Genomic DNA, 24,262 nt, shown 5'->3' on the forward strand with positions numbered 1-24,262 from the left:
CCCGGCCTTCCCCTGCTTCCTCAAGGGCATGGCCGACTACGTCCCGCTGGTCGACCAGGCCTTCGGCGTCGGCACCGACGAGCCCGGCCTGCACATCACGCTGGAGGTCGTGCCGAACCGGGGCAAGTACGTCCCCGGCCAGGACGAACCGGAGTACGGCGACAAGCGCGGGCCGCGCTGCTACGACTTCGTCAACGGGCCGAAGCCCTTCCCGCAGTACCCGCCGGACGGCCCGCTCGTCGACGGTTCGGTGCCGCCGCCCGCGGCGCGCACCGGCAACGAGGGGCTGCTCCCCAGCGGTGGAGCGCCCGCGAGCACGACGCCGCAGGCGGCGAGCGCGCCCGCCCCGGACGGTCTCGGGCTGTTGAACTCGCCGGCCGAGCGGGACGTGGTCTCGACGGTGCTGGCACCGACGATGGGCCTGCCCGCCCAGGAGGTCCCCGGCTGGGGCTCGCTGCTGGTCGGCCCGGTCCTGCGCGGAGCGGAGGTGAGCTACCGGTGAACGCGCGCGGCGTGCTCGGACCCCTGGTCAAGTTCGGCGTCTTTGTCCTCGTCACGGTGCTGGCCACCGGCATCCTGGTGATCACCATCGCGAACGACGACCTGCGCTCCTCGGAGTCCTACCGGGCGCGGTTCACGGACGTGACCGCGCTCAACGAGGGCGACGAGGTGCGCATCTCCGGGGTCAAGGTCGGTCAGATCGAGAAGATCAGCGTGGTCGACCGGCGCCAGGCCGAGGTCGAGTTCAGCGTCTCGGAGCGCAGGCTGCCGAAGTCGGTGCGGGCGACGCTGAAGTACCGCAACCTCGTCGGCCAGCGCTACCTCGCACTGGAGCAGGGGCCGGGAGCCCCGAACGACTACCTGCCCGCTGGCGGCACCATCCCGCTCGCCCAGACCAAGCCCGCGCTGGACCTGACCGTGCTGCTCGGCGGGTTCAAGCCGCTGTTCCAGGCGCTGTCCCCGGACGACGTGAACAAGCTGTCCTACGAGATCATCCAGGTCCTGCAGGGCGAGGGCGGCACGGTCCAGAGCCTGTTGTCGCACACGGCCTCGCTGACCTCGACGCTGGCCGCCAAGGACCAGGTGATCGGCGAGGTGGTCAACAACCTGAACGGGGTGCTCGGCACGGTCAACGCGCGCGACGAGCAGCTCTCGGGGCTCATCGTGCAGTTGCAGCAGGTTGTCTCCGGGCTCGCGGCCGACCGCGAGTCCATCGGCGACGCGGTGGGCGCGCTCGACGGCCTCACCAACACCACGGCCGGGCTGCTGACCGAGGCGCGGCCGCCGCTGCGGCAGGACATCGCCGCGCTCGGCGCGCTGTCGCAGAACCTCAACGACAACGAGGAGATCACCGAGCGGACCCTGCGGAACATGCCGGACAAGCTGCACACCATCACGCGGACCGGTACGCACGGCGCCTGGTTCAACTTCTTCCTGTGCGGGCTCTCCGGTCAGGTCGGCATCGGCGACGCGAACCTGCCGCTGCCGCTGATGCCCGTCACCCAGCCGAGGTGCCAAGCATGACGTCATTCCAGAAGCGCGATCCCCTCAAGATCGGCCTGGCCGGGATCCTGGTGCTGGTCATCGGGTTCGTGATCGCGATGAACTTCGAGCGCCTCCCGCTGATCAGCGGAACCAGCTACCAGGCGAACTTCAGCGAGGCCGCCGGGTTGATGCCGGACAACGAGGTCCGGGTCGCCGGGGTGAAGGTGGGCGCCGTCAGCTCCGTGGAGCTGGAGGGTGATCACGTCGCGGTGTCCTTCCGCGTGAAGGACACCTGGATCGGGAACAACACGACCGCCGCGATCAAGATCAAGACCCTGCTGGGGCAGAAGTACCTCGCGCTGGACCCGCGCGGCTCCGAGGAGCAGGACAGCTCGGAGCCGATCCCGCTGAACCGGACCATGGCGCCCTACGACGTGATCGAGGCGTTCAGCGGCTTGCAGCGCACCGTCGGCAGCATCGACACCGAGCAGCTCGCGGAGAGCTTCCGGACCCTGTCCGACACCTTCGCCGACACCCCCGGCGACGTGCGGGGCGCGCTCAACGGGCTCTCCGCCCTGTCGCAGACGATCTCCTCGCGCGACCAGCAGCTCAAGGAGCTGCTCGCGAACACCGCGAACGTGTCGCGCACCGTCGCCGACCGCAACGCCGAGTTCGAGAAGCTGCTCGCCGACGGAAACCTGCTGCTCGGCGAGATCCGCGACCGCCGGGACCAGATCAGCTCGCTGCTGGACGGGACTCGCGCGTTGTCCGCGCAGCTCAGCGGCCTGGTGGACGAGAACTCCGCGCAGCTCGGACCAACCCTGGCGCAACTGGACAAGGTCACGAAGATGCTCCAGCGCAACCAGGACTCGCTCAGCCGCAGCATCGAGGCGTTCGGGCCGTTCACCCGGGTCTTCGCCAACGTGCTCGGCACCGGCCGCTGGTTCGACACCTACATCTGCGGCCTGCTGCCGCCGTCCGTCGGACCGATCAACCCGGAGGGCTGCCGGCCATGAGCACTCGGAGAAAGCCGCTCACCAGCGTGATCGCCATCGCCTGCGCGGTCGCGCTGCTGGCCACCGGCGCCGCGTGGTGGCTGTTCCACGGCGCGGGCGAGAAGCGGGTCACCGCCCACTTCTCCGCCGCGGTCGGGATCTACCCCGGTGGCGACGTGCGGATGCTCGGCGTGTCGATGGGCACCGTCGAGGAGGTCGTCCCGCAGGGCCGGACCGTGCGCGTGACGCTGTCGCTGGACCGGGACGTGGACGTGCCCGCCGACGTGAACGCGGTGCTCGTCTCGCCGAGCGTGGTCAGCGACCGGTACGTGCAGCTGGCGCCGGTCTACCGGGGCGGGCCGAAGCTCCAGGACGGCGCGGTCATCCCGAAGGAGCGGACCGCCACCCCCGTCGAGCTCGACGAGGTCTACCGCAGCCTCAACGACATCACCGCCGCGCTCGGCCCGGAGGGCGCGAACCGGGACGGCGCGCTGAGCGACCTGCTCAACACCGGGGCGGCCAACCTCGACGGCAACGGGCAGGCGCTGGCCGACACCCTCCAGCACCTCGGCCAGGCGGGCAGCACGCTGTCCGGCAGCAGCGAGGACCTGTTCGCCACGGTGGACAACTTGCAGCGGTTCACCGCGATGCTCAACGCCAACGACGGGCAGGTGCGCGAGTTCAACACCCAGATGCAGGAGGTCAGCGCGCTGCTGGCCGGGGAGCGCGAAGACCTCGGCGCCTCCCTGGCGGAGCTGGCCGTGGCGCTGGGCAAGGTCGAGTCCTTCGTTCGGGACAACCGCGAACAGCTCAAGTCCAACGTGGACCAGCTGAACGGGGTCGCGCAGGTGCTCGTGGAGCAGAAGGCGGCGCTGTCCGAATCGCTCACCGACGCCCCGCTGGCGCTGGGCAACCTGCAGAACTCCTACAACGCCGCCTCCGGCACCCTCGACACCCGCGCGGTGATCAACGAGCTGAACGAGCCGCCGCTGGTGGCGGTGTGCAAGCTCGTGCGCCAGCCCACCGCGGGCACCCCGTTGCAGCTGCCGGACGACGTGCTCGCCGCCTGCGACGCCATCCAGCCGGTGCTCGACGGGCTGCTGCCCGTCTCCAGCATCGCCGACCTGCTCGCCCAGCTGCAGGGCAACCCGCCCGCGCAGCAGAACGGCACCCCGTTCCCGCTCGGCGGCTCCGGTGCCCCGCTCGTCACCGGAGGTGGCCAGTGAACCGCTCCGCGCGCCGCGCTGCCCGGCTCCGCAACGGCAAGCTCCTCGCCCTCACCACCACCGCCCTGGTGCTGGTGAGCGGATGCGGATTCACCGGCGTGTCCGGCTTACCCCTGCCCGGCGGGGCCGACGTCGGCGACCATCCCTACCAGGTGAAGGTGCGCTTCGCCGACGTCCTCGACCTGGTGCCCAACGCCGGGGTCCGGGTCAACGACGTGCCCGTCGGCCGGGTCAGCCGGATCGGACTCGCCCCCGGCTCCTGGGACGCCGAAGCCGTCCTCGAGGTCAACCGGGACGTCGAACTGCCCGGCAACGCCATCGCGCGGCTGCGCCAGTCCAGCCTGCTCGGCGAGAAGTACGTGGAGCTCGCCGCCCCGCCCGAGCCGCCGCGGGGCGAGTTGATCAACGGCGACGTCATCGGCCTCGACCGCAGCGGGCGCAACCCCGAGGTGGAAGAGGTGCTGGGCGCCCTGTCCCTGCTGCTCAACGGTGGCGGCGTGGCGCAGCTGCAGAACATCACCCGCGAGCTCAACGCCGCGCTGGAGGGCCGCGAGGGCGACGCCCGCGACCTGCTCGGCAACCTCGACCAGCTCGTCGCCGGGCTGGACGCGCAGCGCGACGACATCACCCGCGCCCTCGACAGCGTCAACCGGCTCGCCGCCCGGCTCGACGAGCAGCGCGGCAACATCGACGTCGCGCTCCGGGACCTCGAACCCGGGCTGAAGGTGCTCGACGACCAGCGCACCCAGCTGGTCACCATGCTGCGGTCGCTCGACGAGCTCTCCGGGGTGGCCACCGACGTCGTCAACCGCAGCCAGGACGACCTCGTGCACAACCTGCGGGCGTTGCAGCCGACGCTGCTCCAGCTGCAGGCCGCCGGTGACGACCTGCCGAAGTCCTTCGAGATCCTGCTGACCTACCCGTTCACCGACGGTGCCGTGCAGGGGATCAGGGGGGACTACACGAACCTCTACATCGACGCCGACCTCAACCTCACCAACATCCTCGGCAACATCGGCCGCTCCCGGCAGCCGCTGGTCCAGCTGCCAGGCGCGCCCCCGCTGCCGCTGCCGCAGCCCGCGCCGGACCAGCGGCCCGGTACCAGCTCGCCCGGCACGTCCACCCCTCCCGAGCCCGGCGCCGGCTCCGGGGACGGCGGCGACACCGGGAACGACGGCGACGCGGGGAAGGACGGCGGCCTGCTCGGCTTCCTGTTCGGAGGTGGTGACTGATGCTCACCCGCAAGACCCGCCTGCAGATCGTCGCGTTCCTCGCGATCGCGCTCGTCGGCATCGGCTACGCGGGTGCCCGCTACGCCGGGCTGGACCGGTTGCTCGGTCCGCGCGGCTACGTCGTGACGATGAACCTCGCCGACTCCGGCGGGATCTTCGACAACGCCGAGGTCACCTACCGGGGAGTGCCCATCGGCCGGGTCGGGACGATGCGCCTCACGTCGAACGGGGTGGAGGTCCCGCTCGACATCGAGGCCGGGCACGACCGGATCCCGCGCGACGTCGAAGCCGTGGTCACCAACCGCTCCGCGGTCGGCGAGCAGTACGTGGACCTGCGGCCCCGGCGCGACGACGGGCCCTACCTGCGCGACGGCTCGATCATCGACCGGGCCGCCACCAGCACCCCGCTGCCGGTGGAGCAGCTCATGACCAACCTCGACGACTTCGCGAAGTCGGTCCCGGAGGACTCGCTGCGCACCGTCGTCGACGAGCTCGGGACCGCGTTCCGGGACAACGGCGGCAACCTGCAGCGGATCCTCGACACCACCCGCGAGTTCACCACCGAGGCCCAGGCGCACCTGCCGCAGACCAGGCAGCTGCTGGCGGACGGCAACGCGGTGCTGGCGACGCAGAACGAGCAGGGCTCCGCGATCCGCTCCTACAGCTCCGACCTGCGGTTGCTCGCCGAGCAGCTGCGCAGCTCCGACCCGGACCTGCGGAACCTGATCGAGCGGGCCCCGCCGGCCGCCCGGCAGATCAGCGGGCTCCTGCGCGAGACCGGCCCGCAGCTGGGCGATCTGGTGCGGAACCTGACCAGCACCACCGACCTGCTCGCGGCCAACAACGACGGCATCGAGCAGCTGCTGGTGACCTATCCGATGGTCTCCGCGGGCGGCTACAGCGTGGTGCCCGGCGACGGCACGGCCCACTTCGGGCTCGCGCTCAACGTCTTCGACCCGCTGCCGTGCACGGCGGGTTATGAGGCGACCGTCAAACGTGCTGGCAACGACCTGACGCCGACCCCGCTGAACACTGATGCACACTGTGCGGAGCCCCCGGGCAGCCCGATCAACGTGCGCGGTGCGCAGAACGCCCCCGGGCAGTGAGGCGGTGCGGCGAACCAGTGGCTCGACGACCCGTGAAACGTGGTGAGCGATGACCGAGAACGAGACCGGAACAGGTTCCGAACCGGCTGCCCCGGCGCCGGGCCCGGCGGCGAAGCGGCCGCTGGTGATCTCGGCGGCGCTGCTGGCCGTCGCCCTGCTGGCGGCGGTGGTCACCGGGGTCAGCTGGGCGATCGCCGCCAACGGAGGTACCGCCGCCTTCGCCGCCGAGCGGGACGACGCCCTGCAGGCGGGCACCCAGGGGATCATCAACTTCAACACGCTGGACCACCGCGACGTGCAGGGCGGGCTCGATCGGTGGGAGGCCTCCTCCACCGGACCGCTGCACGAGGACGTCGTGCGCGGGCGGCAGCAGTACGTCGACACGATCACCCAGGCGAAGACCGTGACCTCGGCCGAGGTCCTCTCCGCCGGGCTCACCGAGCTCAACGAGCGGGCGGGCAAGGCCCGCATGATCGCCGTGGTGAAGGTGGTCGTGACCCCCGAGGGGCAGCCGCCGACCGAGAAGCGCAGCCGGTACCAGGCCGAGCTGACCCGCGAGAACGACCAGTGGAAGCTCAGCGTCCTCGGACCCGTCGCGGTCGGCTGACCCGTCCGCGAGCCCGCCGACCAGTTCGCACTAGGAGTGGTTCCCGTGCCCAGTCCCCGCCGTCCCGGATCGTCGCGGCCGCGCGTCGCCGGTCAGCGCAACCGAACCGGATCCAGGGGCCCCGGCGCGCGTCCCGGGCTGAACCGGCCGGAGGAGGCGGAGCAGCAGCCCCCGGAGGACACCGCCGCGCCCGGAACCGGGCAGGACGGAACTGAGGCATCCCCGGAGGACACCGCCGCGCCCGGAACCGGGCAGGGCGGAACTGAGGCATCCCTGGAGGAATCGGACGCGACGGACACGAGCCGGGCGGCCGACCGGCCGGAGCCCGAACCGGACGGGGCTCCCGCGGTCGCCGGGCGCGAGCCCGAGGAAGCCGCCACCGAACCGGGCGGCGGGGGAGCCGGGGAGCCGGAGCCCGACGCCACCCATGACGATGCCGCTCCGCCCGATGCCGCCGCGTCCGGCGCGACCGCGCCCGCCGAGGCGTCCCCCGCTGAATCCGCCCCCGCTGATCGCGCCGAGGACGAGGGCTCGGCGACCGAGGCCGCCGGCGGCGGCCCGGATCGCCGCGGCTCCACCGGGCTCATCGCCGCGATGCTCGCGGCCGCCGTCGTGCTCGCCGGGCTCGCCACCTGGTTCGGAGTCCAGGCCCACGCCGCGCACAACGGGAACCGGGCCCTCGCCGACCAGGCGGGCACCAGCGAGGTGAACGGCCAGATCAGCCAGGGCGTCGAGCAGATCTTCTCCTACGACTTCGCCGACACCGGCAAGACCGAGCGGGCCGCGAAGGACCTGCTCGTGGGCGACGCGGTGGGCGAGTACGAGCAGCTGTTCACCACCGTCAAGCAGCAGGCGCCCATCCAGAAGCTCGTCGTGACCACCACCGTCAAGGCCAGCAGCGTCACCCGCCTCGAAGGCGACCGCGCGGAGGTCCTGCTGTTCGTGGACCAGAACGCCACCCGCACCGACATCGGCGGCGAGCCCTCGGTCGGCCCGGCGCAGGTCGTGATCAACGCCGAGAAGCGGGGCGACCGGTGGAAGATCTCCCGGATCAGCCAGCACTGACCACGACCGCCGAGCAGCGCTGCCCGGGTCAGGGGCCGACGTGCAGGTGCGCCGCCCAACGCGACGGCACGTCGGGATACTCCGCGCGCAACCGCCGCGACACCTGGTGCAGGGCGGTCGCGGACCGCCCGGTGTCCAGCCCCTCGGCGCCGAAGACCGCGTCGTAGACCTCGGCGTGCACCTCCAGCGCGCACTCCTCGTCGACTTCCCAGAGAGTGCCGATGACGTGCGCGAACCCGGCGAAACCCAGCGCCGGCGCGAGCGGCAGGGCCGCCGCCGACGGCACGTCCACGAAGGTCGAGCAGCGTCCCAGGTATCCGAACTCGACCTGGTGCAGCCCCAGCTGCCCCAGCTCGACGAGCCCGAGCCCGCGCTGCGGCGGTTCCCGGTCCAGCACCAAGCCCGCCGCGGGCTGCGCGGGGTACTGCGCGCTCGGTTCGCAGACGTGCACCCAGCTGGCGTCCGGCAGCAACCGCTGCACCTCCACCGCCGAAGTCGAATCGGGCGAGAGCACCTCCGCCTCCGGCCAGTAGCGGGCCAGGATCTGGTTCTCCCGGGGCAGCTCGCGCGCGCCCGGGCCCAGCGAGTCCGCCGCCACCAGCGCTCGGCCCCCGTCCGGAACCGGCCGCGTCCTCGTCTCGTTCAAGGTGCCCAGCGAGGGCGCGTACGAGGACACCACCCGGTCCAACGCGCTCGCGCCGTCCCGCGCGGCAGCCGCGTGCAGCGGGAGGAACGACAGCGCCCCCAGCACGCACCACCACAGCCGGGGCCAGCGCTCGCCCTCGGCGGGCGGCTGCACGTACCCCATGCGGTCCAGCACCGGGCGGGTGATGTTGTGCCAGGACCAGTCCAGCGCCTCCCGCAGCGCCCGCTGGTCCCGCTGGTCCGTCGCGGCCAGCGAGTTCCGCACCTTCTCGGCCGCCGCTTCCGGACCCGCGCCGGGCAGCGGGACGGTGAGCACCCGGCCGGCGACCAGGATCAGCGCGTCGGAGCGGTACCGGCTGAGGTTGACCAGCACAACCGAGCCGTCCGAGTCCTCGCCCGCCAGCTCGCTGAACGGGCGTAATCGCAGGTGACCGGCGTGCGCCGGATCCGAGCGGACCTCCCGCAGCAGGTCCTCCCAGGCGTCCACCAGCCGCGCGCGCAGCTCCACGCCTTCCTCGGGGTCGGTCAGCGCGGGCTCGCCCGGCGGCCGGTCCAGCAACCGGCGCAGCCGCACCGCCTCGTCGGCGAGCTCCGGGTGGTCGCGGTGCAGGCCGCCCAGCTCACCGCCCGCGGGCAGGAAGTCGGCGAGCAGTGCGGTGCGGCCGTGCTCCAGCAACTCCACGGCCCGCTCCGGCTCGCCGTTCTCCACCGCGCAGGCGGCGGCGTCGGCGGCGATCAGCGCCCAGCGCTGCTGCATCGCGGGAGAGGCCACTGCGCGCTTGGACCGGGTGACCAGCGGCAGCAGCTCCACGGCCTCGGTGAACGCCTCCGCGGCCTCCGACCAGCGCTGCGCCCCGGCGGCGAGGCGTCCGTTCAGGCTCGCGGCCCGCAACCGCTGGTCCGCGGGCGCGGAGGCCTGCGCGGCGGCCTCGCCGAGCACGCGCCTCGCCCAGCGGTAGAACCGGCGCCGCCCGCTGCGCTGGTGCAGCGATTGGAGGGCCCGGCCCAGGTGGGTGGCGACGGCGGCGCGCTCCGGGGCGTCGGCGGACATCCCCGCCAGCGCGCGGTCGAACCACTCCACGGCGGTATCCAGATCGCCGGTGCGGGTGGTGCGGCGGAAGCGGTGCGCCGAGATCACGCCCAGCTGCGCCCAGGCGAGGTGTCGCGGCACGTCCGGGAGGGCCTCGGCCTGCTCGCAGAGCTGCTGCGCGCGGTCCAGGTCGGCCTCGTCCGCGCCGTTCTCGTAGCGGGTGAGCAGGCTCAGCACCAGCGAGTGCAGCACCCTGCCGTGCTGCGCGGACTCCACCGAGGCCTCGCCGGCGGCGACGGCGGTGTCCAGCGCACCGGCCTCGGCCCCGTGCAGGAAGTGCCTGCGCAGCAGGGCGCCGTACCCGGCGAGCGCGAACGGCTGCTCCGGGTCGTCGGCGGCCATCCCGCGAGCGCTCGCCGAGTAGGCCCGCAGCGTGCGCCGCAGCGGCCCCGGCTCACCGGTGCTGTCCACGTGCGCGGCGGTGGACTCCGCCAGCAGCACCAGCGCCCGGCCCAGCATCGGGTGACCCGCGCCCAGCACGCCCAGCACGCCGACCAGCTCACCGATCCCGGCTTCGAGGTCGGCCAGATCGCCCGCCTGCTCGAAGCGCAGCCGCAAGGCACCCGCCAGCTGGCACAGCGCGTTGCGCCGCGGCTCGCCGTCCGCCAGCGCGTCGGCCCCGCGGCGCAGGTGCGTGATGCCCTCGTCGAGGTCCTGCGGCGAGCCCGCGCGCTGGTAGCGGCGCAGCACGGCCGCGCCCAGGTTGATCCGCAGCTCGGCGGCCTCCGCGCCGCCCGTCCGGGACGCGGCGCGGGCCGCCTCCCGGAAGGCGTCGATCGCCTCGTCGTCCGAGCTCGGATCTGAGGCGAGCCGGGCGTGGGTCTTCAGCGCGTTCGCGAGGCGGACCAGCGTCATGATCCGCCGCGGGTCGCGGCGCGGCGTCTGCTCGGCGGCGGCACGACCGGCGCGCACCGCCTCCGCCGCCTGGACGGCGTCCCCGGTCTGGGCGGACAGCTCGGTCAGCGCCAGCGCCAGGTTGCACTGGTAGAGCACCAGGTCCGGATCTTCCTGGTGGGCCTGCGCGGCGGCGCCCCGGTAGTAGCCCGCGGCGTCCTCCAGGTCCTCCACCTGCTTGCTGCCCAGGTACCGCAGCTGCGCGGCGCTGCCGAGGTTGTTGAGCACCCCGGCCCGCGCCGGATCGCGCTCGTCCAGAACCCCGGCCGTGGCGCGGAACACCTCGGTGACCCAGGGGAGACGATCGAAGTCGAGCGTGGAGATGATCTCGTTCATCGCCGCGATGGCGTCGGCGTACCGCTGTTCCGGGCTCGCGCGCGACTGGGCGGCGGGGCTCGCCTCCGGCGCGGGGTGCGCCGCCGGCTGATCAGCCGCGGACTGGTGATCAGTCCTGCTGAACCACGATGCTCCCGCCTCGGCGCGTTGCTGCTCGCCGGTCGAACGGGCTCGCCCTCCGGCGACGTCGTCCGGCCGACCCGCGTCGTCATTCATCCCGATTCTCCTGTGGCATGCTCACGCGACCGTCAGCGTCGCGGCGTCGCGGGGCGTTCCACGGTACCGATCTTCGCGGGTGCCGAGTAGCCCGTCCGCCGGGGCGGAGGCCCCGGGGCGTCCACGCGCGTCCCGGGCGCTGCCGACGGCTCCGCTGCGGGGTCGCACCTCGGTGCACCTCCTGGTGCCAGGTCCCGTGTGAAGGCCGTCGACGTGAGCTCCCCGACAGCCTCGGTTGCTGCCCGGATCATAGGGGAACCCGGGTGCTCCACGGCGGTGAAAGGCCCGGATTCGAAGCATGATCGACAGGCTGGCGCACACGGAGCGAATACGGCGGAGAAGCGCGGGGTTTACCGCCCGGTAGCCTCGTGACCTGGGGAGATGGCAGGTTTTTCGATCACGACGAGTGATCGTGTCTTGCGCCACGAGGGTGATCGGAGCGTGATCTCTTGACTGTCGGCTGCAGCGGGTTCACTCTGGTCTCCAACACGGGCAGGGCCTCGCGAGGTGCGGCTCCGCGGACGACTTCCGGGACGGTTCGTCGGCGGGCCCCTCGACAGGTGGCGACGTAGGGTCTAGACTGCTACTTTGCGCTGCCCTCTTTCCGCTCTCCCTGTGACGGGACGAAGGATCGTGGGCGCCATTGCACCCTTGACAGTCGTGTTAGTAGGTTGCCAACGCTTCCTGACGCGGCTGTAGCCAGTTCAGAGTCCCGGAAGGACGCATCTTGGCAGTCTCCCGCGCGACCAAGGTCTCTGCAGCTTCCAACTACACGGCAGGCATCGCTGGGGCCCCCAGGCGGGTCTCGTTCGCGAACATCCGCGAACCGTTGGAAGTACCTGATCTGCTCGATCTGCAGGTCCAGTCCTTCGAATGGCTTGTCGGCAACGAGTCCTGGTTCCAGCGCCGGGTCGACGCCGGCGACGAAAGCCCTGTCGGTGGCCTGGAAGAAGTCCTCAGCGAGATCTCCCCGATCGAGGACTTCTCGGGTTCCATGTCGCTGTCCTTTACCGACCCTCGGTTCGATGAGGTCAAGGCCTCGGTCGACGAGTGCAAGGACAAGGACATGACCTATGCGGCCCCGCTGTTCGTCACGGCGGAGTTCACCAACCACACCACTGGCGAGATCAAGAGCCAGACGGTGTTCATGGGTGACTTCCCGGTCATGACCGACAAGGGCACCTTCATCATCAACGGCACCGAGCGCGTCGTGGTGTCCCAGCTCGTGCGCTCGCCGGGCGTCTACTTCGACAGCTCGGTCGACAAGACGACCGACAAGGACGTCTACAGCGTCAAGATCATTCCGAGCCGCGGCGCGTGGCTCGAGTTCGACGTCGACAAGCGCGACACCGTCGGTGTCCGCATCGACCGCAAGCGCCGCCAGCCGGTCACCGTGCTGCTCAAGGCCCTGGGCTGGAGCGCCGAGGCGATCCGCGAGCGGTTCGGCTTCTCCGAGACGCTGATGGCGACGCTGGAGAAGGACCACACCGCCGGGCAGGACGAGGCGCTGCTGGACATCTACCGCAAGCTGCGCCCGGGCGAGCCGCCGACCAAGGAGAGCGCGCAGACCCTCCTGGAGAACCTGTTCTTCAAGGAGAAGCGCTACGACCTGGCCCGCGTCGGCCGCTACAAGGTCAACAAGAAGCTCGGTCTCGAGCTGCCGTTCGACTCCGGCGTCCTCACCGAGGAAGACATCGTCACGACCATCGAGTACCTGGTGCGGCTGCACGCGGGTGAGACCTCGAAGGGCGAGGGGCACCTGGAGGTGCCGGTCGAGGTCGACGACATCGACCACTTCGGCAACCGCCGCCTGCGCACGGTCGGCGAGCTGATCCAGAACCAGGTCCGGGTCGGCCTCTCCCGCATGGAGCGCGTCGTCCGGGAGCGCATGACCACCCAGGACGTCGAGGCGATCACGCCGCAGACGCTGATCAACATCCGTCCCGTGGTGGCGGCGATCCGCGAGTTCTTCGGGACCTCGCAGCTGTCGCAGTTCATGGACCAGACGAACCCGATCGCCGGCCTGACGCACAAGCGTCGGCTCTCCGCGCTCGGCCCGGGCGGTCTGTCCCGGGAGCGCGCTGGCATGGAGGTCCGCGACGTCCACCCGTCGCACTACGGCCGGATGTGTCCGATCGAGACGCCGGAAGGCCCGAACATCGGCCTGATCGGCTCGCTGGCCACCTTCGCCCGGGTCAACCCGTTCGGCTTCATCGAGACGCCGTACCGCAAGGTCGTCGAGGGCCGGGTCACGGACCAGATCGACTACCTGACCGCGGACGAAGAGGACCGCTACGTCAAGGCGCAGGCGAACGCGCCGATCGACGAGGACGGCACCTTCCTCGACGAGCGCGTGCTGGGTCGACGCAAGGGCGGCGAAGTCGAGCTGCTGGCGCCGACCGAGATCGACTACATGGACGTCTCGCCGCGGCAGATGGTCTCCGCCGCGACCGCGATGATCCCGTTCCTCGAGCACGACGACGCGAACCGCGCCCTCATGGGCGCGAACATGCAGCGTCAGGCGGTGCCGCTGCTGCGCAGCGAGTCCCCGCTGGTCGGCACCGGCATGGAGCTGCGCGCCGCGGTCGACGCCGGTGACGTGGTGACCGCCGACAAGGCCGGCGTCATCGAGGAGATCTGCGCCGACTACGTGACGGTGATGGCCGATGACGGCACCCGCCACACCTACCGGCTGCAGAAGTTCAACCGCTCGAACCACGGCACCTGCACCAACCAGAAGCCGATCGTCAACGAGGGCGATCGCGTGGAGGTCGGGCAGGTCATCGCCGACGGGCCGTGCACCCAGAACGGCGAGATGGCGCTGGGCAAGAACCTGCGCGTGGCCATCATGCCGTGGGAGGGGCACAACTACGAAGACGCGATCATCCTGTCCCAGCGCCTGGTGCAGGACGACGTGCTCACCTCGATCCACATCGAGGAGCACGAGGTCGACGCTCGCGACACGAAGCTGGGCGCCGAGGAGATCACCCGGGACATCCCGAACGTCTCCGAGGACGTGCTGGCCGACCTCGACGAACGCGGCATCATCCGCATCGGTGCCGAGGTGCAGGGCGGCGACATCCTGGTCGGCAAGGTCACGCCGAAGGGCGAGACCGAGCTGACCCCGGAGGAGCGGCTGCTCCGCGCGATCTTCGGGGAGAAGGCCCGCGAGGTCCGCGACACCTCGCTGAAGGTGCCGCACGGCGAGACCGGCAAGGTCATCGGCGTCCGCGTGTTCAACCGCGACGAGGACGACGAGCTGCCTCCGGGCGTCAACGAGCTGGTCCGGGTCTACGTCGCGCAGAAGCGCAAGATCCAGGACGGCGACAAGCTCGCCGGACGGCACGGCAACAAGGGCGTCATCGGCAAGATCCTGCCGATCGAGGACATGCCGTTCACCGAGGACGGCACCCCGGTCGACATCATCCTGAACACGCACGGCGTGCCGCGACGGATGAACATCGGTCAGGTGCTGGAGACCCACCTCGGGTGGATCGCCTCGCAGGGCTGGTCCATCGACGGCGACCCGGACTGGGCGAAGCGGCTGCCCTCCGACCTCTACGAGGTGGAGCCGGGCACCAACACCGCCAGCCCCGTCTTCGACGGTGCGCGGGAAGAGGAGATCACCGGGCTGCTGGGCTCGACCCTCCCGAACCGCGACGGCGAGCGCATGGTCAAGGCCGACGGCAAGGCGCAGCTGTTCGACGGGCGCAGCGGTGAGCCGTACCCGTACCCGGTGGCCCTCGGCTACATGTACATCCTGAAGCTGTCGCACCTGGTGGACGACAAGATCCACGCCCGGTCGACCGGCCCGTACTCGATGATCACGCAGCAGCCGCTGGGTGGTAAGGCGCAGTTCGGTGGCCAGCGCTTCGGTGAGATGGAGTGCTGGGCCATGCAGGCCTACGGTGCCGCGTACACCCTGCAGGAACTGCTGACGATCAAGTCGGACGACGTGATCGGCCGCGTGAAGGTCTACGAGGCGATCGTCAAGGGAGAGAACATCCCGGACCCGGGCATCCCGGAGTCGTTCAAGGTGCTCCTCAAGGAGCTGCAGTCGCTGTGCCTGAACGTGGAGGTGCTCTCCACCGACGGCGCGGCCATCGAGATGCGCGATGGGGACGACGAGGACCTGGAGCGTGCCGCGGCGAACCTCGGCATCAACCTGTCCCGGAACGAGTCGCCTTCGGTGGACGACGTCGTTCAGTGACCTCGCCGCCGGTCCGCGGGCACGTGCCTGCCCGCGGGCCGGCCATCGACCCAACCTGGCATTCCCGGCCGGTAGCCGGCCGGACCTTTCGACAAAGGGAGAAGACCCGACGTGTTGGACGTCAACTTCTTCGATGAACTCCGCATCGGCCTCGCCACGGCCGACGACATCCGCCAGTGGTCTTTCGGCGAGGTCAAGAAGCCCGAGACGATCAACTACCGAACCCTGAAGCCGGAGAAGGACGGGCTCTTCTGCGAGAAGATCTTCGGTCCGACCCGCGACTGGGAATGCTACTGCGGCAAGTACAAGCGGGTCCGCTTCAAGGGCATCATCTGCGAGCGCTGCGGCGTCGAGGTGACCCGCGCCAAGGTGCGTCGTGAGCGGATGGGCCACATCGAGCTCGCCGCTTCGGTGACCCACATCTGGTACTTCAAGGGCGTTCCGAGCCGGCTGGGTTACTTGCTCGACCTGGCGCCGAAGGACCTCGAGAAGATCATTTACTTCGCCGCCTACGTGATCACCTCGGTGAACGCGGAGATGCGGCACAACGACCTGTCCACTCTCGAGAACGAGATGGCGGTCGAGCGCAAGCGGGTCTCCGACCAGCGCGACGCGGACCTCGAGGCCCGCGCTCAGAAGCTGGAGGCGGACCTCGCCGAGCTGGAGGCCGAGGGCGCGAAGAGCGACGTGCGCCGCAAGGTCAAGGAAGGCGGCGAGCGCGAGATGCGCCAGCTGCGCGACCGCTCGCAGCGCGACATCGACAAGCTCGACGAGATCTGGGAGACCTTCACCAAGCTGGAGCCCCGTCAGCTGATCTCGGACGAGATGCTCTACCGCGAGCTCTACGACCGGTACGGCGAGTACTTCACCGGTGGCATGGGTGCCGAGTCCATCCAGGCCCTGCTGCAGGACTTCGACATCGGCGCCGAGGCCGAGCTGCTGCGCGAGACGATCCGCTCCGGCAAGGGGCAGAAGAAGCTGCGCGCGCTGAAGCGGCTCAAGGTCGTCGCGGCGTTCCAGGCCACCGGGAACAACCCCGGCGGCATGGTGCTCAACTGCGTGCCGGTGATCCCGCCGGACCTGCGGCCGATGGTGCAGCTCGACGGTGGCCGCTTCGCCACCTCGGACCTCAACGACCTTTACCGCCGGGTCATCAACCGCAACAACCGCCTCAAGCGACTGATCGACCTCGGCGCGCCCGAGATCATCGTCAACAACGAGAAGCGGATGCTGCAGGAGTCCGTGGACGCGCTGTTCGACAACGGCCGTCGCGGGCGCCCGGTCACCGGGCCCGGCAACCGGCCGCTGAAGTCGCTGTCCGACCTGCTCAAGGGCAAGCAGGGCCGCTTCCGCCAGAACCTGCTGGGCAAGCGCGTCGACTACTCGGGCCGTTCGGTCATCGTCGTCGGCCCGCAGCTGAAGCTGCACCAGTGCGGTCTGCCGAAGGAGATGGCGGTCGAGCTGTTCAAGCCGTTCGTCATGAAGCGGCTGGTCGACCTCAACCACGCTCAGAACATCAAGTCCGCGAAGCGGATGGTGGAGCGCCAGCGCCCGCAGGTGTGGGACGTCCTGGAAGAGGTCATCGCCGAGCACCCCGTGCTGCTCAACCGTGCTCCCACGCTGCATCGGCTGGGCATCCAGGCCTTCGAGCCGCAGCTGGTGGAGGGCAAGGCGATCCAGCTGCACCCGCTGGTGTGCGAGGCGTTCAACGCCGACTTCGACGGCGACCAGATGGCGGTGCACCTGCCGCTGTCCGCCGAGGCGCAGGCCGAAGCCCGGATCTTGATGCTGTCCAGCAACAACATCCTCTCGCCCGCCTCCGGTCGCCCGCTGGCGATGCCGCGTCTGGACATGGTCACCGGCCTGTACCACCTGACCCGGCAGGTCGACGGCGCGCCCGGCGAGGGCCAGGCGTACTCCTCGGTCGGCGAAGCGATCATGGCCTTCGACCGCGGCGGACTGTCGCTGCAGGCGAAGATCCGGATCCGGCTGCGCGACGTGGTCCCCGCCAAGGAGGTCGCGCCCGAGGACTGGGAGCCCGGCAAGCCCTGGCTGGCCGACACCACCCTGGGCCGGGTGTTCTTCAACGAGCTGCTGCCCGAGGACTACCCGTTCGTCAACGACCTGCTGCCGAAGAAGCGGCAGGCGGCGATCGTGAACGACCTCGCCGAGCGGTACCCGATGGTCACCGTCGCCCAGACGCTGGACAAGCTGAAGGACGCCGGTTTCCACTGGGCCACCCGGTCCGGCGTGACCGTGTCGATCTCCGACGTGGTCGTCCCGCCGCAGAAGGGCGAGATCCTCGACTCCTACGAGCAGCGCGCCGAGCAGGTGGAGAAGCGCTACCGCCGCGGTGCGCTGTCCTACCAGGAGCGCAACGCCGAGCTCGTCAAGGTCTGGACGGCGGCCAAGGACGAGGTCGCCGAGGCCATGGAGAAGAACTTCCCCGAGGACAACTCGATCAGCATGATCGTGAAGTCCGGGGCGGCGGGCAACATGACCCAGGTCGTGCAGCTCGCCGGCATGCGCGGTCTGGTGTCCAACCCGAAGGGCGAGTACATCCCCCGCCCGATCAAGGCGAACTACCGCGAAGGCCTGTCCGTGCTGGAGTACTTCATCTCCAACCACGGTGCCCGCAAGGGTCTGGCCGACACGGCGCTGCGGACCGCGGACTCGGGTTACCTGACCCGTCGTCTGGTGGACGTCTCGCAGGACGTCATCGTGCGCGAGACCGACTGCGGCACCGAGCGCGGCATCAAGATGCCGATCGCCGAGGTGCTGGCGGACGGGACCGTGCTGCGCGACGCCCACGTCGAGACCAGCGTGTACGCCCGGACCACCGCCGAGGACGTCATGGACTCGGACGGCAACGTGGTGCTCGCCCGCGGTTCCGACCTGGGAGACCCGGCGATCGAGAAGCTGCTCGCCGCCAAGATCTCCAGGGTCAAGGTTCGCAGCGTGCTGACCTGCGAGTCCGGCGTCGGCGTCTGCGCGGTCTGCTACGGCCGCTCGATGGCCACCGGCAAGCTGGTGGACGTGGGCGAGGCCGTCGGCATCGTCGCCGCCCAGTCGATCGGTGAGCCCGGTACGCAGCTGACGATGCGTACCTTCCACCAGGGCGGTGTCGCCGGTGACGACATCACCACCGGTCTGCCGCGTGTCACGGAGCTGTTCGAGGCCCGGGTCCCGAAGGGCAAGGCGCCGATCGCCGACGCCCCCGGTCGGATCCGGATGGAGGACAACGACCGGTACTGGAAGATCACGGTCATCCCGGACGACGGCAGCGAGGAGATCGTCTACGACAAGCTGTCCAAGCGGCAGCGGCTCGCGGCGATCTCGGTGGACGGCACCGAGCGGCAGATCTCGGACGGTGACCACGTCGACGTCGGCCAGCAGCTGCTGGAAGGCGCCGTCGACCCGCACGAGGTGCTGCGCGTGATGGGCCCCCGCGAGGCCCAGCTGCACCTGGTCCGGGAGGTCCAGGAGGTCTACCGGTCCCAGGGCGTCGGCATCCACGACAAGCACGTGGAGGTCATCGTCCGGCAGATGCTGCGGCGGGTCATCATCATCGACTCCGGCGCGACCGAGTTCCTGCCCGGTTCCCCGGTGGAGCGCTCGCAGTTCGAGGGCGAGAACCGCCGCGTGGTGGCCGAGGGCGGCGACCCGGCCTCGGGCCGTCCGGTGCTGATGGGCATCACGAAGGCCTCGCTGGCCACGGAGTCCTGGCTGTCGGCGGCCTCCTTCCAGGAGACGACCCGCATCCTCACGAACGCCGCGATCGAGGGCGCGAGTGACAAGCTGGTCGGCCTGAAGGAGAACGTGATCATCGGTAAGCTGATCCCGGCCGGTACGGGCATCAACCGCTACCGCAACATCCAGGTGCAGCCGACCGAGGAGGCGCGGGCCGCGGCGTACGCGATCCCGTCCTACGACGACGGCTACTACACCCCGGACGTGTTCGGTGCGGGCACCGGTGCCGCGGTGCCGCTGGACGACTACGACTTCGGTCGCGACTACCGCTGAGGTAGAGCGCGTTCCGCGGTCGCGGAGCAGTTCCCAGGAGGCCCCCGCTCGGGTTCGAGCGGGGGCCTCCTGCTGTCCGGGGAGGCTCGCGGGGCCGGGTGGGCGCGGGACCGCGCGGGCGGCCCTCCGCGCCGGATCGGGGCTCATGTCGGCGTTCCTCGGGGATCGTCGGAGCCGGGCCGGGCGGGTGCCGTCCGGAGTCGGCCGGGAAGCGGAAGACCGCGACGGCGGGCCTCGGTGAGCAGGGTCAGCTGGTCGCGCAGGAAGCGGTGCCGGAGCACCTCGCGCTCGCGGATCGCGGCGACCAGGCCGGCGTCGGAGCAAGCGGCGGCGCGGGTTTCCGTGATCTCCTCGGTCGTCGCGGGAGCGGGGGTGCGATCAGCGCGCTCGTCGGGCGGAGCCGCCGCGGAGCTCCGCGGGAGCAGCGGGACGAGGGAGATCGGACGGCGGCGTGTTCTGGGGTCCATGAACCCGATGATCCTGAGTCGAACAAGCGTTCACCAGTACACGAGCGGGTGGTTCGGATCCGGAATAGCCACCGCGGGAACGCCGGTTGCACGAGTCGTGCGAGTTGTGGGAGTGGACGAGTTCGGCGGTCCGGACGTGCTGCGCGAGTTCCAGGTCCCCCTGCCGGAGGCAGGGCCTGGTGAGGTCCGGCTCCGGGTCCGCGCGGCCGCGGTCAACCCGACCGACACCGCGCTGCGCAGCGGTGCCTACGCGGAGCGCCTCCGGTCGGACCCGCCGCCGCACGTCCCGGGCATGGACGTCGCTGGGGAGGTCGATCAGCTGGGCGAGGGCGTGGACGACCTCGCGGTCGGCGACCGGGTGATGGCCATCGTGGTCCCGCGCGGCGCCCACGGCGGCTACTCCGAGGGCCTGGTGCTCCCGGCGCGGTCGGTGGTGCGGATGCCGGCGGGGGTCGGTTTCGCGGCCGCGGCGACGTTGCCGATGAACGCGCTCACCGCCAGGCGGGCGCTGGACCTGCTGGACCTGCCGCCGGGGCGGACGATCGCCGTCACCGGGGCGGCGGGGGCCTTCGGCGGGTACGTGGTCCAGCTGGCCAAGTCCGAGGGCCTGCGGGTGATCGCCGACGCGGCGGAGCGGGATCGCGAGCTCGTCCGCTCGCTGGGCGCCGACGTCGTCGTGGCGCGCGGCGACGACGTGGCCGAGCGGATCCGCGAGGTCGAACCCGACGGGGTCCCGGCCATCGCGGACGGCGCCGTGCACGACGAGCTGGTCCTGCCGGCGGTGCGGGACGGCGGCAGGGTCGCGACGGTGCGGGGCTTCACCGCCGAGGCCGGGCGCGGGATCACCTACCACCCGGTCAACGTGCGGGACCAGGCGCGGGAGCGGGAGAAGCTGGACCGGCTCCGGGTCCAGGCCGAGGAGGGCGTGCTCGACCTGCGGGTGGCGCGGACCTTGCCCGCCGCCGAGGCCGCCGAGGCGCACCGGGCGCTGGAGGCGGGCGGCGTGCGCGGCCGGCTGGTGCTGGAGTTCTGACCGGGCGCGTCCGGGGGTGGTACCGGGGCGGTGGCGTTGCGCGCCGCCACCGCCCCGGAGCCCCGGGAGGCCGGGCGCCCCACCCGCGGCGGGACGCCGGGCCTGCCGGGGACGTGCTCAACCGACCGGAACTGCGGTCAGCTCTCGAGCTCGGACAGCGCCTTGCGGACCCGCTCGACCTCGGCTTCGAGTTCGGCGAGCTTCGCCTCGTGCTGCTCCCGAGCGGCGGTGATGACCTCTTCGATGGCTTCGGAGATGTCCTGGTGCAGCTCCGCGGCGGCCTTGGACACGGCCGCGGCGGGCACCGGCAGTCCCTGCACGACCCGCTTGCCGGCGTGCATCAGGTCGGCCTGCCACTCGCCCTCGGCGGTGCCGGTCACGGTCAGCGTGAGCTCGACGGTGCGGGTCTTCTTGGCGGTGCTCTGCTTGCGGGCGCGGGTCTTCTTCGGAGCGGGCTCGGGCTCCGGGGTCGCCTCGGCCGAGGGGGTCTCGGCGGGCGCCGCGGCCGCCTCGGCGGACTGCGCGGCGCCGTCCTCCGGCTGCACCGGGGTCTGCTCGGCTTGGGTCTCTTCGCTGGTCACCTGGTCTGCTTCCTGCTCGCCCACGGGTTCTCCTTGCTGTGCGCCGGTCGGTGACCCAGGATAGAACACCAGTTCCCCTGTCCCGCCGCGGCGGGCGGGACCCGGCGCGCGAGGGGCACTGTAGCGGGGCCCCCGGCGCGGGTGCCGATCATGGGTCGAGCGTGTCGAGCAACGCCGCCAGGGCGGGCCGGAACGCGTGCTCGGCGGGGGCGGCGTAACCGATCACCACGCCCGGCGGGTGGTCGCCGGGATTCACCCACCAGGGGCCGAGCGTCTCGAGCGCCACGCCCCGGCTGCGCGCCCGCGCGAGGACCTCCCGCTCGTCCGGACCGTCCGGGTCGAGGCGCAGCGTCAGGTGCAACCCCGCCGAGATCCCGGCAGGGTAGCGGCGGTGCCGCGAGCGCAGCCCGTCCAGGCCGCGCAGCAACTGCTCGCGCCGCTGCCGGTAGGCGGCCCGCGACCGGCGGACGTGCTGGTCGTAGGCACCGGAGCGCAGCAGCTCCGCCAGGGCGAGCTGATCGAACACGGGCCCGTAGCGACCGTGGGTGCGCATCGCGCGGACCGGTTCGACGAGCCGGGCGGGCAGCGCCAGCCACGCGATCCGCAGCGCCGGGGCGAGCGTCTTGCTGGCGGTCCCCGCGTAGATCACGGCTTCCGGGGCCATCCCCTGCAGCGAGCCGACTGGTTTCCGGTCGAACCGGAACTCCCCGTCGTAGTCGTCCTCGACGATGATCCTGCCCTCGGTCTTGGCGCTGCGGATCAGCGCCGCGCGTCGCTGCGCCCGCATGGTCACCCCGAGCGGGAACTGGTGCGCCGGGGTGACCACGGCGGCCGGGCTGCGCAGCGCGCCGACGTCGATGCCGTCGTCGTCGACGGGGATGCCGTGGACCCGCATGCCGTCGTCCTCGACGATGGTCCGGAAGTGCGGCAGCGAGGGGTCCTCGAAGTCGACCGAGCGGACGCCGTTCGCGCGCAGTGCCCTGCTGATCAGCGACAACGCCTCGCTGTAGCCGTTGCAGACGATCAGCCGCTCGGGCGAGGTGTGCACGGCCCTGGCCCGCCGCAAGTACTCGGCGAGCGCCTCGCGCAGCGCCGGTGGGCCTTGCGGGTCGCCGTAATCGAGGTCGTCGGCGGGCATGGAGCGCAGCACCCGGCGGCTGGCCGCGAGCCAGTCCTTGCGCGGGAACGCGCTCAGGTTCGGCCTGCCGGGTCGGAAGTCCCAGCGCGGGCTGCGGGGCTCCGGCCGGGGGGCCGGTGGGTCGGCGCGTTCGCCGCTGCGGAGCCGGTCGGCGACGGTGGTCGGCGCGCCCTGGCGGGACAGCAGGAACCCCTCGGTGCCGAGCTGCGCGTAGGCGCGGGTCACGGTGCCGCGCGCGACGCCGAGGTCGTGCGCGAGGGCTCGGGTCGAGGGCACGCGGCTGCCCGCGGCGAGCCGCCCGTCGCGGATCGCCGCGCGGAGCGCTTCGGCGAGCGCATGGCTGTCCGGTCGCCCGGACCAGTCCAGGTGCAGGTCAAGCCCCGAACCGGGCGGCCCGGACCGTTCGCGGGTCACAGCACCGGACCCTATCGAACGCGGCCCCCCGCGGGTCCGGTCCGAACGGCCCGGCCGCAACGGCTCCGGCGGGATGTCGGCGTTGATATTCTTCGCCGCGGCGCGGTGGCGCACCGCGGCGGACGTGACCAGAGGAGTGTGGGGACGTGCAGCCAGCGGGGCCCGATGCGCACGAGCGGTTCCTCGGCGCCATGCTCGGCGGGGCGGTGGGCGACGCGCTGGGCTTCGCCGTGGAGTTCCGCTCCATCGAGGCGATCCGGGAGCGGCACGGCCCGGCCGGGCTGACCGGCCCGGTCGTCGACGACGCCCGGGCGGAGATCTCCGACGACACGCAGATGATGCTGTTCACGCTGGAGGGACTCATCCGCGCGCACGTGGCGCGGCGCTTGCGGCCGGTGGACAACGATCCGGTGCCGGAGGTGCAGCACGCCTACCAGCGCTGGCTGCACACGCAGGGCCGGGACTGGGCCAGGGTCGCCGGCCCCTACGCGGCGCACCTGGCGGGACCGGACGGTTGGCTGATCGGGCGGCGGGAGCTGTTCGCGGTCAGGGCGCCGGGCAACACCTGCATGACCGCGCTGATCGGCTTCGCCCGATCGCACCGGCAGGGCTCCCCGGAGAACCGGCTCAACGACTCCAAGGGCTGCGGGGGCGTGATGCGCGCCGCCCCGGTGGCGGTGTGGTCGCACGACCCGGCGGAGGTCTTCCACGCCGCGGTCGGCACGGCGGCGCTGACGCACGGCCACCCGAGCGGCTACCTCTCGGCGGGGGTGCTGGCGGTGGTCGTGCACCAGCTGCTCCGCGAAGTCCCGCTGCCCGAGGCGGTCCGGTTCGCCCGGGAGCTGCTGCTGCGGTGGCGCGAGCACGAGGAGCAGCTGCGAGCGCTGGACGCGGCGGTGGAGCTGGCGGAGCGGGGGCCGGTGGAGCCGGAGGAGCTGGAGGCTCGGCTCGGCGGCGGGTGGGTCGGCGAGGAGGCGCTCGCGATCGGGCTGTACGCCGCGATGGCGGTGCCGACCGCGCGGGAGGCGCTGCTGCTGTCGGTCAACCACTCGGGCGACTCGGACTCCACCGGGATGGTGTGCGGGAACGTCGTCGGCGCGCTGCACGGGCTGCGGGCGATCCCGCCGGAGTGGACGCAGGTGGTGGAGCTGCGCGAGGTCGTGGTGGAGCTGGCGCGGGACGCCCTCGCCGAGTTCAGCCCGTCACCGCCGGTGTCCGAGAGCTGGTCGGGTCGCTACCCGGGCTGGTGATCGCCGGCCCCGTGAGCAAGGTCTCGGCGGTGGTCGCACCCCTCGTGGCCACCGGTGTTCACGGGAGCACGCCGTCCGGTCGTCGGATCATCCGGGGGAGTCGGCCGGACCGTCGGCCAGGTGCGGCAACATTGACGAGTGCGGTCCACGGGATCAGCGGTGCTCCACCGGAGCGTCGCCGCGTCCGGGAGGTGCTCGGACGGATTCGCCGCGGTGACGCGGCGGCCCCGGCGACCGACCTCCCGCGAC

General features: G+C 71.6%; 16 protein-coding genes. 12 read left to right on the forward strand and 4 right to left on the reverse strand.

Annotated elements, in window-relative coordinates; genetic code table 11:
* From ACL03H_RS16720 to ACL03H_RS16755, 8 genes are all read left to right on the forward strand, one after another.
* A partial coding sequence (locus ACL03H_RS16720; protein ID WP_412812178.1) for an MCE family protein occupies positions 1-502 on the forward strand: 502 nt, incomplete at its 5' end.
* A complete protein-coding gene (locus tag ACL03H_RS16725) occupies positions 499-1,524 on the forward strand; it encodes an MCE family protein (RefSeq protein ID WP_412812179.1) in 1,026 nt (341 codons plus the stop codon). The genes ACL03H_RS16720 and ACL03H_RS16725, both read left to right, overlap by 4 nt.
* The gene (locus ACL03H_RS16730; RefSeq protein WP_412812180.1) at positions 1,521-2,501 is read left to right on the forward strand and encodes an MCE family protein; all 981 of its coding nucleotides are present in this window, start codon (positions 1,521-1,523) and stop codon (positions 2,499-2,501) included. Before ACL03H_RS16725 ends, ACL03H_RS16730 begins: the two co-directional genes overlap by 4 nt.
* A complete protein-coding gene (locus ACL03H_RS16735) occupies positions 2,498-3,706 on the forward strand; it encodes an MCE family protein (protein WP_412812181.1) in 1,209 nt (402 codons plus the stop codon). Before ACL03H_RS16730 ends, ACL03H_RS16735 begins: the two co-directional genes overlap by 4 nt.
* A complete protein-coding gene (locus ACL03H_RS16740; RefSeq protein WP_412812182.1) occupies positions 3,703-4,938 on the forward strand; it encodes an MCE family protein in 1,236 nt (411 codons plus the stop codon). Before ACL03H_RS16735 ends, ACL03H_RS16740 begins: the two co-directional genes overlap by 4 nt.
* Complete coding sequence (locus tag ACL03H_RS16745) at positions 4,938-6,044, forward strand: MCE family protein (protein WP_412812183.1); 1,107 nt, start codon at positions 4,938-4,940, stop codon at positions 6,042-6,044. Before ACL03H_RS16740 ends, ACL03H_RS16745 begins: the two co-directional genes overlap by 1 nt.
* 49 nt (positions 6,045-6,093) lie before the next feature.
* Positions 6,094-6,651 carry a nuclear transport factor 2 family protein gene (locus ACL03H_RS16750; protein ID WP_412812184.1) on the forward strand — a complete coding sequence of 186 codons (558 nt, stop codon included), beginning with the start codon at positions 6,094-6,096 and terminating at the stop codon, positions 6,649-6,651.
* Positions 6,652-6,696: 45 nt separating this feature from the next.
* Positions 6,697-7,716, forward strand: coding sequence for a hypothetical protein (locus ACL03H_RS16755; protein ID WP_412812185.1), 1,020 nt, complete (start codon positions 6,697-6,699; stop codon positions 7,714-7,716).
* Positions 7,717-7,744: 28 nt separating this feature from the next.
* On the opposite strand, the gene ACL03H_RS16760 is transcribed toward ACL03H_RS16755, so the two are convergent.
* On the reverse strand, positions 7,745-10,897 hold the full coding sequence (locus ACL03H_RS16760; protein ID WP_412812186.1) for a CHAT domain-containing protein: 3,153 nt from the start codon (positions 10,895-10,897) through the stop codon (positions 7,745-7,747).
* Positions 10,898-11,624: 727 nt separating this feature from the next.
* Here ACL03H_RS16760 and rpoB point away from each other — a divergent pair.
* Entirely contained in the window at positions 11,625-15,107 is a 3,483-nt protein-coding gene (gene rpoB, locus ACL03H_RS16765) for a DNA-directed RNA polymerase subunit beta (RefSeq protein ID WP_412812187.1), read from the forward strand.
* Between the two features lie 111 nt (positions 15,108-15,218).
* The gene (locus ACL03H_RS16770) at positions 15,219-19,130 is read left to right on the forward strand and encodes a DNA-directed RNA polymerase subunit beta' (protein ID WP_412812188.1); all 3,912 of its coding nucleotides are present in this window, start codon (positions 15,219-15,221) and stop codon (positions 19,128-19,130) included.
* A gap of 143 nt (positions 19,131-19,273) precedes the next feature.
* On the opposite strand, the gene ACL03H_RS16775 is transcribed toward ACL03H_RS16770, so the two are convergent.
* Positions 19,274-19,597, reverse strand: a complete 324-nt coding sequence (locus tag ACL03H_RS16775) for a hypothetical protein (protein ID WP_412812189.1) — start codon at positions 19,595-19,597, stop codon at positions 19,274-19,276.
* A 97-nt stretch (positions 19,598-19,694) separates the two neighbouring features.
* Here ACL03H_RS16775 and ACL03H_RS16780 point away from each other — a divergent pair, with 97 nt between their 5' ends.
* Positions 19,695-20,630: an NADP-dependent oxidoreductase gene (locus tag ACL03H_RS16780; RefSeq protein ID WP_412812190.1), complete on the forward strand. Its 936-nt coding sequence runs from the start codon at positions 19,695-19,697 to the stop codon at positions 20,628-20,630.
* A 137-nt stretch (positions 20,631-20,767) separates the two neighbouring features.
* Here the strand turns inward: ACL03H_RS16780 and ACL03H_RS16785 are convergent, their stop codons facing one another.
* Both ACL03H_RS16785 and pdxR read right to left on the reverse strand, forming a co-directional pair.
* Positions 20,768-21,235: a DUF6319 family protein gene (locus ACL03H_RS16785; RefSeq protein ID WP_412812191.1), complete on the reverse strand. Its 468-nt coding sequence runs from the start codon at positions 21,233-21,235 to the stop codon at positions 20,768-20,770.
* A 124-nt stretch (positions 21,236-21,359) separates the two neighbouring features.
* Complete coding sequence (pdxR, locus tag ACL03H_RS16790) at positions 21,360-22,763, reverse strand: MocR-like pyridoxine biosynthesis transcription factor PdxR (RefSeq protein ID WP_412812192.1); 1,404 nt, start codon at positions 22,761-22,763, stop codon at positions 21,360-21,362.
* 146 nt (positions 22,764-22,909) lie between these two features.
* On the opposite strand from pdxR, the gene ACL03H_RS16795 reads away from it, so the two are divergent.
* The gene (locus ACL03H_RS16795; protein ID WP_412812193.1) at positions 22,910-24,013 is read left to right on the forward strand and encodes an ADP-ribosylglycohydrolase family protein; all 1,104 of its coding nucleotides are present in this window, start codon (positions 22,910-22,912) and stop codon (positions 24,011-24,013) included.
* The last annotated feature ends 249 nt before the right edge of the window (positions 24,014-24,262 follow it).

Source organism: Saccharopolyspora antibiotica (assembly GCF_047200635.1).
Taxonomy (GTDB): domain Bacteria; phylum Actinomycetota; class Actinomycetes; order Mycobacteriales; family Pseudonocardiaceae; genus Saccharopolyspora_C.